We start from the raw sequence: 12,509 nt of genomic DNA, 5'->3' as shown, positions 1-12,509 counted from the left end.
CCGGGATCAGCTCACCACGCGGGTGGTGAGTACGCTGTTCCGGAGCGTCATGACGCCGGGTTGTGGAGCGCGCTGACCGGTGTACATGTCGGCGGCCGGGGCGACCGTGAGATAGAGGTTCTGTCCGGCCGGGACGTCGACGGCGATCGCGGGAAGCTCGATCGTGCGTCGTACGCCGTGGGCCGGGAACTTCTCGCGCAGTGGCATGGTGTTGTTCTGCACGACCTTTGCGGTGAGCGGGCTCTCTCCGACGCTCAGTGCGAAGAACGCCGTGGACCGCGGGGCGGTCGTGGCCACGTCGGCGGTCACGGTGGGCGTTCCGACGATGGTGACCGGCCCCTTCGCGATCGGCAGGCTGACGGGCGTCCCGGTGCCCGTCGGCACGACCACGGTGCCGAGCGGGTACCGCCTGTTTGGTGTCAGTCTCCGTTGGGTGAGGCAACGGCCGTCGGCGGTCGACAGATGGTACGCGCCGAAGCCGGCCAGGCCGGTCGGCTCGTGCAGGAGCTGCAGCTGCATGAAGCGGATCGACAGGCTGGAGAAGTCGGTCGAGCCGAGCGCGATCGAGCACGGATCCCCGGCGGTGGCGTAGCCGGGCGGTGCGACACTGGGCAGCGCGTGACCGCCGTTGTAGCCGACGAAGATCGACCGGGCCCGCGCCCTCGGCGTGAGTGCCCGGTCGAAGTTCGCGAGTCCCTGGTTGAGGTTGAACAGGTTGTCGGAGATGCCCTGACCGAACAGCACCGGGAGGTCGAGCCGGCGACCCTGCCGGACGTGCCAGGCCGGCCCGTTGTGCGCGAAGAACGCGTCGAGATCGCGCCCGGCCTTGCCGTTCGGCCAGCTACCGGTCGTCATCAGGGCCACGAACGCATCCGCTACCAGCGGCGGCAGATGCGTGCCGCCGTCGGCGAACAGGATCGAAAGCCAGCGAGTCCGGACGGTCTCCCGCGGCGCGAGGCTCTGCTTGAGGTCCCACCAAGTGATCTCCGGAGCGAGCGCGTCGAACCGGGTCCGGCCGCTGTCCCGAAGCTCGCTGAAGGTGCCGGCGAACTGGTACCCGCCCCCGTAAGAGCCGCCGATGGCGCCAATCAGCGGGTCGCCGCGTCGTTGCTGCGTCACCCAGTCCAGACCCGCGACCAGGTCGACGAGCTCGACCACGTCGCGGCCCTCGTAGTCCGGGTTCATGACATGCGCGACGCCGTTGCTCTGACCGAAGCTGCGCTGGTCGAAGCTGAGTACGCCGAAGCCGGCGTCGAGCCATGGCGTGAACCTGCTGGGGTCCGTGGCCCGGCTGCCGCCCCATCCGTGGCTGTGGAGAATCAGCGGCACCGTGTGCCGGGCCGAGGCGATGGCCGGTTTGAACAGCGAATAACAGATCTGTACCGGCGTCGACGTGCCAGGCTCCGGCACCGAAGCGACGCACCCGTTCGTCACCGTCGTGCCGGCCGGATCGGCCGCGGCCGCCGGAACCACCGGCGGCAGCAACAGCGCAATTATCCCCGTCAGCGAAAGCACACGACGACGCATTGAAACTCCCGGTGATCGGCTGCATTCACCGTAGCGGAATGCCCGGCGGCCGAAAAAGGGCGGCTGCTGCGCAAGCCGTACGGCTGGTGGATCCCGCCCGGGGCAGTCATAGTTTGCTGCGTGAATGCCGCTGCCGAAACACTCGAGTTCCAGTCGGAGGCCCATCAGCTGTTTCAGCTGATGATTCACTCCGTTTACTCGGACAAGGACACATTTCTGCGGGAATTGGTCTCCAACGCCGCGGACGCGTTGGACAAGCTGCGCCTGGAAGCATTGCGGGACGAGAATCTTCCGGCGGACGTCAGCGATCTCCACATCGCTGTCGAGATCGACCCCGAAAACCGCACGCTGACGGTCCGGGACAACGGAATCGGAATGAGCCGTGCGGACGTGATCGCGCTGATCGGCACGATCGCGAAATCCGGTACGGCCGAACTCCGGAAGAGGCTGGCGGAGGCCGCGGATCCGGCCGCGTCGCAGGCGCTGATCGGCCGGTTCGGGATCGGCTTCTACGCCAGTTTCATGGTCGCCGACCAGGTCACGCTCCTGACTCGTCCCGCTGGATCCGGCGAAGGGACCCGGTGGGAGTCGGCCGGCGACGGCACCTACACCGTCGAGACCGCCGAAAACCTGCCGCAAGGCACGTCGGTCGTCCTCCAGCTCAAGCCCGAGGACGCCGACGACGGGCTCTTCGACTACACCTCGGCCCCGAAGATCAAGCAGATCGTCAAGAAGTACTCCGACTTCGTCGCCTGGCCGATTCGGATGGCCGGCGGCGCGGAGGCCGAGACGGTCAACTCGATGAAGGCGCTGTGGGCTCGGCCCGCCGGCGACGTCACCGCGGACGAGTACAACGAGTTCTACCAGCAGACCGCGCACGACTGGAACACCCCGCTGGAGACGATCCGGCTCCAGGCCGAGGGGACCTTCGAGTACCAGGCGCTGCTGTTCCTGCCCAGGCAGGCGCCGTTCGACCTGTTCCTGCGCGAGCGAAAACGTGGCGTCCAGCTGTACGTGCAGCGCGTCTTCATCATGGACGACTGCGCAGCGCTGATGCCGGAGTACCTGCGCTTCGTCAAGGGCGTCGTGGACGCGCAGGACCTTCCGCTCAACGTCTCGCGCGAGATCCTGCAGCAGGACCGGCAGGTCCAGCTGATCCGCCGCCGGCTGGTGAAGAAGATCCTGTCGACCGTGAAGACCATGATGTCCGCGGACCCGGACAAGTACGAGACGTTCTGGAACGAGTTCGGCCGCGCCGTCAAGGAAGGCCTGCTGGACGACGTCGAGAACCGCTCGGCGATCCTCGGCATCTGCTCGTTCGCCTCGACCAACGACCCGGAGCGGCCGACGTCGCTGAGTGACTACGTGGCGCGGATGAAGGAGGGGCAGGAGCACATCTACTATCTGACCGGCGAATCGCGGCGGGGCGTCGAGAATTCCCCGCACCTGGAAGCCTTCCAGGCCAAGGGTTTCGAGGTGCTGGTGCTCACCGATCCGATCGACGAGATGTGGGTCGATGCCGTCCGGGTCTTCGACGACAAGCAGTTCCGGTCGGTCGCGCGGGGCGAAATCGCCTTCGATGCCGGGCCCGGCGCCGAGCAGGAAGCGGAGTTCTCCGGACTCCTGACCTGGCTGACCACGTCGCTGTCGGAGCACGTCAAGGAGGTCCGGCTGTCGTCGCGGCTGACGAAGTCACCGGCCTGCGTCGTCGGCGACACCGGCGACATCACGCCGACCCTGGAGAAGATGTACCGCGCCACCGGCCGGGAAATGCCGCAGATCAAGCGGATCCTGGAGCTCAACCCGGGGCATCCCTTGGTGTCCGGGCTACGGGACGCGTTCGCCGGCAAGGGCGATGACCAGGTCCTGGCAGAGACGGCCGAGCTGCTCTACGGCCTGGCGTTGCTCGCCGAGGGCGGCGAACTGGGCGACCCCGCCCGATTCACTGAGCTCCTCGCCGCCCACCTTCAGAAGAACCTGCCGATGGCACAATGATCGTTCGCGCTCGCTGGGGAGGGTTCGGATGACAGTGATCGAGGCGGCCGACCTGGTGAAGGAGTTCAGCCGGCCCGCGGTCCTGCCCGGCCGGCTGCCGCGACTGCGGGGCTTGTTCAGCACCAGACGCGAGGTCACCCGCGCCGTGAACGGCGTGAGCTTCGAGGTCGAGCCCAGTGAGCTGGTCGGATACCTCGGCCCGAACGGCGCCGGCAAGTCGACGACGATCAAGATGCTGACCGGAATTCTCCAGCCGACCAGTGGGGTCTGCCGAGTGTCCGGGCTCGAGCCGGCCGCGGACCGGGCACGGAACGCCCGCAACATCGGTGTGGTGTTCGGTCAACGAACCCAGCTCTGGTACGACCTCCCACTGCGGGACTCGTTCGAGGTATTGGCGGATCTCTACGGCTTGGACCGGTCGACGTACCGCAGACGCGTCGGCCTGTTCACCGAGCTGCTCGACCTGTCCGAGTTCCTGGACACTCCGGTGCGTTCGCTGTCGCTCGGCCAGCGGATGCGCGGCGATCTGGTCGCGGCGATGCTGCACGAGCCGTCGATCCTCTTCCTCGACGAGCCGACTGTCGGCCTGGATGTGGTCGCGAAGGCCCGGCTGACCGAGTTCATCGTCGAGACCAACCGCACCGACGGCACCACGGTCGTGCTGACGACGCACGACATGGAGGATGTCGAGCGGCTGTGCCGGCGGATCATCGTGATCGATGCCGGCACCGTGCTGTACGACGGTGACCTGACCCGGCTGAGGGAACGCTTCATGCCGTACCGCTTCCTCGTCCTCACGGTGGCCGAACGCAGTGTTCGCCGGGGTGTGGAGATCCCGCTCGCGACGGAGGTGGGGACCGCCGCCGTCGGGGCCGTATTGCCGTACCCGGACCGCTGCGTCGTGCTGCGCTTCGATCCCCGGAAGATCGCCACGCCCGAGCTGATCGCCCGCGCGTCGCAGGTCTACCAGGTCGACGAGCTGTCGATCGTGGATCCACGGCTCACCGATGTGATCTCCCAGCTGTACGAGGGTCTGCCGACGTGACGACTGCGGAGCCGGCGGCACGGATCAGGGCCTTTCGTGGGATGACGCGGGCCGGCATGCGGTCCGTCCTGGTCTATCGTGGCGACCTGATCACCGGAGCGGTGATGCTGGTCATCCAGGTCGTCCTGGCGATAGCGGTCTGGCGGATCGTGTACGGCGGGCGCGGGCCGGTCAACGGGGTGGACGCACGGACCGCGGTTGCCTACGCGGCGATCGCGGCGTGTCTGCAATCGGTACTCATGCCCTGGCAGTTCTCGTCGCTTCCGATGCGGATCCGTACCGGTCAGATCGCGACCGACCTGATGCGGCCGCTCGGGCTGATCGGGCAGGTACTGGGCCAGAACTTGGGTGTGCTGTTCGGCCGGCTGCCGCTGGGCGCGATCGGTCTCGCGGCCGCCGCCGTTGCCGGCGCGCTGGTGCTTCCGCCGGGCCCGAGCGCTTTCCTCGTCTCGCTCGTCGCGACGGCAGGCGGTGTCGTGGTGGCGATGCTGTGCAACCTGATCGTGTCGATGGTGACGTTCTGGACATTCGAGGTCAGCGGGCCGCTGATCGTGTACCGGTTCGGGAGCGCGTTTCTCTCGGGATCATTGATTCCGCTGTGGTTCATGCCTGGATGGTTGCGATCGTCGGTCGAGTGGCTCCCGTTCCAGGCACAGGTCTACACGCCGGTGTCGATCTATCTCGGCTGGGTTCAGGGCGCCGAGGCGCTGGCGCTGGTCGCCGTCCAGGTGGCGTGGGTCGTCGTCCTGGCCTTCCTCCTCGACCTGGTCTGGCGGCGCGCACGCCACAAGGTGGTGGTGCAGGGTGGCTGAGCAGTCCTGGATCCGGCAATACGTGATCCTCCAACGGGCCGCGTTGCGGGCGCAGCTGCAGTACCGGGTGAACTTCTGGACGACACTGATGGGCGGCGTCGCCTTCCAGGGCACGCAGTTGCTGTTCCTCGGCGTCCTGCTCGGAAAGTTCGGGGTGATTGCGGGCTGGGGGTTCCCGGAGGTTGCCTTCGTCTTCGCGATGCGGCTGGCATCGCACGCGCTGTACGTCGTACCGTTCGGAGCCCTGATGACGACCGACGAGATCGTCCGCGACGGCGAGTTCGACCGAGTGCTGTTGCGGCCGGTCAACCCGTTCCTGCAGCTGGTCACCCGGCGGTTCTCGCTGATGGCGCTCGGCGATGCGATGCTCGGCTTCGGCGCCTTGATCGTCTTCAGCCGGCAGGCGCCCGTCGACTGGGACGCGGCCAAGATCGGCTATCTGGTGCTGGCCGTTATCGGCGGCAGCCTGATCGAGACCGGTATCGCCACCTTCTTCTGCGGGCAGTCCTTCGTCGCCACCTCCACGTTCTCGCTGCGGATCTTCGCCGACAGCTCGATCACCCAGTTCTCCGGCTATCCGCTGACCATGTTCGGCCGCACCACCTTCTACGCCTTCTGCACCGTCTTCCCGATGGCATTCATCTCTTTCCTCCCGGCGACCGTGCTGCTGGACCGCACCGCCGAAGTTCCACTCCCGGTCTGGCTCACTACTGCATCCCCACTCGCCGGTGTCCTCGCACTGGCCCTCGGCTACACCTTCTTCACCCGCATGCTGCCCAGTTACACCAGCCCAGGCAGCTGAGTCCGGGGCACCTCCGGCGCGGCACAGACTGCACGTTTTGTCATTCCACAAAGCGCTGCGTCGGGTGGCGGCCATCGCCTAGAGTTGTGGGCCAGACCGGACGCTGGGGGGCTCGACGACTGGAGGATCCGCTGTGCGAATCGCGACTCTGCTCGATCAGATCGATTCCGGCAGTCTGTTGCTGCCCGAGTTCCAGCGCGGCTTCGTGTGGACTCGCGACAAGATCCGGCGGTTCATGCGTTCCCTGTACCTGGGATATCCGGTCGGCGGCATCCTGCTCTGGGAGGCCGACATCAGCAACGTGCCCGTGCGTGGCCATCGTGTCCGGCCGTCAGGTCTCGGCGCACTCGTTCTGGACGGGCAGCAGCGGCTCACAACGCTCTACAGCCTCACCCGCGGCAAACCACCGACCTTCTTCGACGGCGATCCGGACCTGTTCCGCGGGCTCCATTTTCACCTCGACGACGAGAGATTCCAGTTCTTCGCGACTGCACAGGACAGCCCGGACTCACCGTGGGTCGATGCAGGTCTGCTGTTGCGGAACGGAGTCGAGAGCGCGCTGGATCAGGTCCAGCGTCACCCGAAGCACGCGACGATGTATCTCGGCCGGCTCAATCGCCTGACGCAGGTCGTCGAACGAGCGCTCTCGGTCGATTTGATCACCGGACCGGAATTCGACCTGGATGCCATCGTGGACATCTTCAACCAGGTCAACTCGGGCGGGACGACGCTCTCCAAAGGGGACCTGGTACTTGCCAGGCTCTGCGCCCACACTCCCGACGCCCGGCAGCTGCTCCGTGCGCAGTGCGACAGCCTCGCGGCCAACGGCTATCCGATCGGGCAGGATCTCCTGCTCCGTTGCGTGACCGCCGTGTCCACCGGTCGCGCGAGCTTGATCGCCCTCGATTCGCTGCCTCCTGACGCCTTCAAATACACGCTGTCGAGAGCGCCGGAGTACGTTGAGTCGTTCCTGCGCGCAGTCTCCGACCAGGTCGGTCTCGACCTCGAAGGCGGCCTACCGGGCCGCGGTGCTCTTCCCGTTGTCGCCAGGTGGTACGACTCGATGTCAGGAACAAGCACTCCGCAGGCTCGCGACGGCCTGCTCTACTGGTACCTGCGGTGTGTCCTCCAGGATCACTACGGGCGATCGATCGAGACCGCATTGAACCGGGACCTCGCGATTCTCGACCGGGACGGGCTCGCTGGTCTGCTGCGCGAGGTGGATCGGGAGATCGGCGGATCGTTCCAGGTCGAACCGCACGACCTCGACGGATCCACGGCGGGCACCCGTTCGTACACGTTGATCCACATGCTGAGCAAGATCCGCGCACGAGGCTCCGCTCCGAACGAGGCGCGGTCGAGGTGCGGGGACGAGCTCAGGCCACACCACATCTTTCCGAAGAAGTGGCTTCGCGATCTGGGCTGGCCGGCCAAGGATGTGAACTCGAATGCGAATGTCTGCTTCCTGCCGGAGTCGATCTCGGCACAGCTCGAGCGCCGGCCTCCCAACGACCCGCTGGCCGGGCTCGAGGAACTGTCCGCGGCGACCCTCGCCACGCACTGCATCCCGGAGGACCGCAAACTCTGGCAGCCCCACGCCTATCGCGAGTTCCTCGGCGCGCGACAGCAGCTGCTGGCCGCGGCCCTGCAAGAGTTCCTTGAGTCGCTTCGTCCTCGGCGCGCCGACTTGCGGCGGATCGATTCGAACATGTCCGTGGCCTGACTGCCGGCGCGCGCCGTACGGGCTGAGGGCTACGGGCGATCTACTGACAACCGGCGGGCCCAGGAGAGGCGGCCTTCGTCCATGACGGCATGGCCGTCGGCGGCGTCGGCGACGGTGGGGTCGTGGGTGGCGATGACGACGGCGGCGCCGCGGTCGGCTTGGGTGCGGAGGAGGGTGAGGACGCGTTCGCGGTTGGTACTGTCGAGTTCGCTGGTGGACTCGTCGGCGAGGATTACGCGGCCGCCCTGGGCGATACCGCGCGCCACTGCGACGCGCTGCTGCTCGCCGCCGGAGAGCTCTTCGACCAGGTGGTCACCGCTCTCGGCCAGTCCGACGGCCTCCAGGACGGCCTCGGCGGCGGCCTGCACCTCGTCCGGGTCACGACCGCCGGCGAGTAGCGGGATGGTGAGGTTCTCGCGGGCTGTCAGCACCCGCGCGAGCCCGTTCCCTTGCGGGATCAGTACGACGCCGTGCGCCGCTGCGGCCGGGCGGTCGGAGATGACCAGATCGTCGACCGTGACCTTCCCGGTCAGCACCTCGACCGCCCCGGCGATTGCCCATAGCAACGAACTCTTCCCGGCGCCCGACGGCCCGCTGACCGCGAGCACGAAACCGGGCGGGACGTCGAACGACACGTCGTCGACCGCCACCAGATCGCCGTACGCGACCGTCACGCCTGCGACGGAGATCATTGCGCTCCCTCCACCGGGCTCAACCGAACCTGACCGTCCTCGATCGTCACCTGCACGAGCGTCCCCGCCGGCAAGAGCTCCGCGACATGCGGCGGCAGCGGCAACGACCCGTCGGTCGCCACCACGGCGTACTCCTCACCGGACCGCCCCTCCGCCGCGATCCGCCCGTCCCGAATCGTGATCGTCCGCGGAAGCGCGGCAGCAACCTCAGGATCATGCGTGATCAGCAGAACCGTCATACCGGTCCGATGATTGATCGTCCGGATCGCCGCCAGCACTTCGTCGCGCGCATTGTGATCCAATTGACTAGTCGGCTCATCCGCCAGCAGCAACCCCGGCATCGTCGCGATCCCCACCGCGACCGCACACAACTGCACCTGCCCCGGCGTGAGCGCACTCAACGCACGCCCAGCCTGCTCCCGCAGGCCCACCAACTCCAGTACGTCGATCGCCTCCGGAACCTCGCGATCCCGCGGCGCCGCCTGCTGCGCGTACCGCACATTGTCCAACGGCGACAGATAAGGAATGAGATTCCGCCCAGCCCCCTGCAACACGATCCCGACATCCCCGGACCGCATCCGATCCAGCTCAGCCTCGGTCATCGTCGCCAGGTTGTGCTCACCAATCTGCAGCCGCCCCGCGCTAGGCGTCAGCAACCCGCCACACAGCTGCAGCAACGTCGATTTCCCAGCACCAGAAGGCCCGAGCAACCCAACCAACTCACCCGGCCGCACGGTGATCCCGATCCCGGACAGCGCAGCCACGTCATGACCGTGCGCCCGATAGATATGCACCAGCCCGGTAGTGCTGATCGCCAAACCACTCATCAGGTCAACTCCTCCCGGATCCGGCTGTACGACGCCCGCCGGTTCACCCCGCTGCCCAGCAGCAACGTCGCCACGGCGAGCACGACCGTCCCGCCGCCCCACAACGCGAACGCCACCGGCCAGTTCGTCGCCAGCTCCAACGGATAAGGCCCACCCGTATCGGCGAACAGCGGAATCAACGGCAGCGCAATCTGCGCCCCAACCACTCCACACGCAGACCCCAGCAACACAGCCAACGCGACCGGGCCGGTCTGCTCCCAACGCGCAGCCCGTCCCGTCACCGGAGCCGGTACGCCGGTAATCCGCAGGCTCGCGTAGTCCTGAGCCCGCGACCGCCATGACGTCACCACGGTCAGCAGCAGTACGACGATCGCCAGCGCCCACGACGCAATCCCGACCACCGGCGTCAACTGCAGTGTCAACGCACTAGCCGACCGCCCGTACGACGCGATCCGCTCCGACCGCACGTCCGCCAGATCCGCGGTGTATCCGGCCTTCCCAAGAGCTGCCGTGATCTCGTCGACATGGGCCAGCCCGGCATCGTTCAGCCACAACTCGAAGTCCGTGGCGAACTCGTCCAGCCCGCCGCCCAGTCGCCGTACCGTCTCGAGATCGACCACCGCGGTCCGATCCGGGTACCGGTTGACCGGCCCGGTGACATTACCCAGCTTGCCGACAAACATCGGCGTACCGTCGCTCGCCGGGCTGGTGGTCGACCCATCGGCGTACCGGAACTCCGGCGTCACGACAGCCGGCACCGTCGTCGGCACAGTCGCGTACTGCAGCAGTTGGTCGTCGCTAAAGCTCCGCACCGACAACGTCAGCAAACCGCCAGACTTCGCCGCTATCCTGCCCTGGTCTCCGCCGAGGTGCTCGACACCCTTCCAGTCCGCCGACGTCCCGAGCGTGATCGACGGGTGATCCTCAGTGGAGACCTTGCTGATGGCAACATCCGCCGCGACCCCACCCTGGTCCAGCACCTCGCGCCCGAATCCAAGCTGCAGCAACTGGCACCCACCAAGGCAATCGACCGAAGCGGTCAGCGGGACCGGCTGCTTAGTTGTCAGAGGCAACGGTGGGAACGAGACCAGCATGCGGCTGCCTGTCCGTTGGCTGACTACGAGCGCCCGCAGCACCACGGACCGGGCCGGCGCGTACTCCGGACCACCCGGGTTCGGATTGTCCAGCAACTTAACCGAACCGACAGCCGCCGTCATCGTCAGCTTCGAACTGCGGAACTCGATCGGCTGATGCTTCGGTGCGGCCAAGGCCTGCCAGCCGGCCGCGTCGGTCAGCTGATCGCCGCGGAACGCGACTCGGCGGAAACTCTCCGGCTCGATCATCATCGTCTTCAGCGAGTCCGGCGCCGGCGGCCGCGCCATCACGACCGGCGTGAACCACGAGCGCTCCGGGTCGATCTCGTTGATCGTCTTGGTGAAGTCGCCGAGCGACAGCGCGTTCATCTTCAGCACGGCCTGCGCGCCGACCTCATACCCGGCACGGGTCTCGCGGTTGTGATCACCGACCGATGCGGCCTGACCGGCGAACGCGAGCAGACCGCCCGCCACCGCGACCGCAGCGACGATCCGGGTCACCGCCGGTCGGCGAGAGATCTGCAGCGCCCCGAGCGCCAGCCCCAGTCGGCCGCGGCGTGCGGCCCGCCGACTGATCAACCCGGCGGTCGGCAGCAGCAAGTGCGCGAACGTCAGCCCGACCGCAAGGGAGAGCAGCGCAGGCGTGAGCACCGGGAGCGGTCCTCGACCGTCACCGGTCATCGCGGCGGCGAGCCCGGCGACCGCGAACACGATGATGCAGAGGTCGACAACGCCGACCGTCCAACCCCGGCCGCGCGCGGCGACCCGGCGCAACAGGCTCGAGATCGTCTGCCGAACCGCGCCGCGGACTTGGAACACCACGACCAGCAGCGCGACCACGACCGCCAGGACCAGCGCCGCCGGTACGGTCCACGGCAGTTCGAGCGGAGCGCCGTACCGGAGCCAGCTTGCGCGCGCGATCAGCAGCAGACCGAATCCGGACGCCAGACCGGACACCGTCCCGATCAGCACCGGGATTCCCAACTCGATGATCAGACTGCGCGCCGTACGGCGGATTGATGCGCCGCGGAGTCGCGAGAGAGCGATCTCCGGACGCCGCTGGTCGACCACTGCACCGAGTGCGAGCGCCAGTACGACGACGCCGAACAGAGCGACCTGGACCATCACCAGCGGGATGATCGTGCGGCCCTGCGACCGCTGGTTCTGGATCTGGTCGACGACGGTGGCCAGGGACGACGTGTTCTCGGCGTTGATCCCAAGCTCGACGGCGTTCCCGTTCACCTTGGTCGTCGCGTCCTGGAGCCGGACGAGGTCGTTGATTCGGGCGACGCCGGGGATGACGCGGGTGTTTGAACTGAGGCGAGGCGCCCAGACCTTGCCGGTGAACGTGCTGCGGTCGGCGAAGAAGTGATCCGTGCCGCCGGGGTCCAGGTCGGATGGTGCGCGGGAGTGCCCGGTCGGGTACTGGCCGAACCAGTACTCGCCGCGTGGCTGCTGCGGCCGGTAGAAGCCGACCACGGTCAGTTGGCCGCTGCCGTTGACGTTCTCACTCGGCTTGGCCTGCACGGACGAGCCGAGCTTGAACTTCCAGGTCGTCTTGTCCGCGAGTGAGGCGATCACCTCGTTCGGCCGTTGCGGACAGCGGCCTTCGACCACGGTGAGTTGCGCACAGTAGCCGTCCCGCCACACCAGGGCGCCTGCGATCGACTGTTCGTCGCGGAGCATCGACGGCACTCGCCAGGTCAGGTCGCTCTTCATGCCGTGCAGCGGGGGAGTGAAGAGCGGTCTGAGGTCGGCCGGCACGAGCTGGTCGAGCGTCGCCGGATCGCCAGCCTCCAGCACCCCGGTCCTGGACGACAGCTTCCAGGCACCCGGCAGCGCCTGACCGGTGAGCGTTTCGGTCATCACCGTTTGCTCGACCGCGCGGGAGAACCACGGCGCGAACACGGCACACGTCCCGATCAGCAAGCTGATCCCGGCGAGCACCATGGCCTGGGCCCAGCGGTAGCGCAGCGCTTTGCGCAGGAACAT

The 12,509-nt window shown here is 67.3% G+C and carries 9 protein-coding genes; 5 read left to right on the top strand and 4 right to left on the bottom strand.

What is annotated here, in order from left to right; all coding sequences use genetic code 11:
• Positions 1-6: 6 nt before the first annotated feature.
• Positions 7-1,527 (bottom strand): CocE/NonD family hydrolase, encoded by a 1,521-nt coding sequence (locus ABD231_RS20460; RefSeq protein ID WP_344154118.1) that lies wholly within the window; start codon positions 1,525-1,527, stop codon positions 7-9.
• Positions 1,528-1,647: 120 nt separating this feature from the next.
• On the opposite strand from ABD231_RS20460, the gene htpG reads away from it, so the two are divergent.
• The 5 genes from htpG to ABD231_RS20435 all read left to right on the top strand — a co-directional run bounded on the left by htpG (position 1,648) and on the right by ABD231_RS20435 (position 7,904).
• Positions 1,648-3,522: a molecular chaperone HtpG gene (htpG, locus tag ABD231_RS20455; RefSeq protein ID WP_344154116.1), complete on the top strand. Its 1,875-nt coding sequence runs from the start codon at positions 1,648-1,650 to the stop codon at positions 3,520-3,522.
• 28 nt (positions 3,523-3,550) lie between these two features.
• Entirely contained in the window at positions 3,551-4,567 is a 1,017-nt protein-coding gene (locus ABD231_RS20450; RefSeq protein WP_344154114.1) for an ABC transporter ATP-binding protein, read from the top strand.
• Positions 4,564-5,379 carry an ABC transporter permease gene (locus ABD231_RS20445; protein ID WP_344154111.1) on the top strand — a complete coding sequence of 272 codons (816 nt, stop codon included), beginning with the start codon at positions 4,564-4,566 and terminating at the stop codon, positions 5,377-5,379. The genes ABD231_RS20450 and ABD231_RS20445 overlap by 4 nt, the downstream gene beginning before the upstream one ends.
• On the top strand, positions 5,372-6,181 hold the full coding sequence (locus ABD231_RS20440; RefSeq protein WP_344154108.1) for an ABC transporter permease: 810 nt from the start codon (positions 5,372-5,374) through the stop codon (positions 6,179-6,181). Before ABD231_RS20445 ends, ABD231_RS20440 begins: the two co-directional genes overlap by 8 nt.
• A gap of 133 nt (positions 6,182-6,314) precedes the next feature.
• Positions 6,315-7,904: a GmrSD restriction endonuclease domain-containing protein gene (locus tag ABD231_RS20435; RefSeq protein ID WP_344154105.1), complete on the top strand. Its 1,590-nt coding sequence runs from the start codon at positions 6,315-6,317 to the stop codon at positions 7,902-7,904.
• A gap of 29 nt (positions 7,905-7,933) precedes the next feature.
• On the opposite strand, the gene ABD231_RS20430 is transcribed toward ABD231_RS20435, so the two are convergent.
• Genes ABD231_RS20430 through ABD231_RS20420 form a run of 3 tightly spaced genes read right to left on the bottom strand, consistent with a single transcriptional unit; the run spans position 7,934 to position 12,509 of the window.
• Complete coding sequence (locus ABD231_RS20430; RefSeq protein ID WP_344154102.1) at positions 7,934-8,596, bottom strand: ABC transporter ATP-binding protein; 663 nt, start codon at positions 8,594-8,596, stop codon at positions 7,934-7,936.
• Positions 8,593-9,423 carry an ABC transporter ATP-binding protein gene (locus ABD231_RS20425; RefSeq protein WP_344154100.1) on the bottom strand — a complete coding sequence of 277 codons (831 nt, stop codon included), beginning with the start codon at positions 9,421-9,423 and terminating at the stop codon, positions 8,593-8,595. Before ABD231_RS20425 ends, ABD231_RS20430 begins: the two co-directional genes overlap by 4 nt.
• Entirely contained in the window at positions 9,423-12,509 is a 3,087-nt protein-coding gene (locus tag ABD231_RS20420) for an FtsX-like permease family protein (protein WP_344154097.1), read from the bottom strand. Before ABD231_RS20420 ends, ABD231_RS20425 begins: the two co-directional genes overlap by 1 nt.

This window comes from Kribbella yunnanensis (genome assembly GCF_039529655.1).
In the GTDB taxonomy this organism is placed as follows: Bacteria; Actinomycetota; Actinomycetes; order Propionibacteriales; family Kribbellaceae; genus Kribbella; species Kribbella yunnanensis.
The sequence above is the reverse complement of the archived record's forward strand: the minus strand, read 5'-3'. Positions and strand labels throughout refer to the sequence as shown.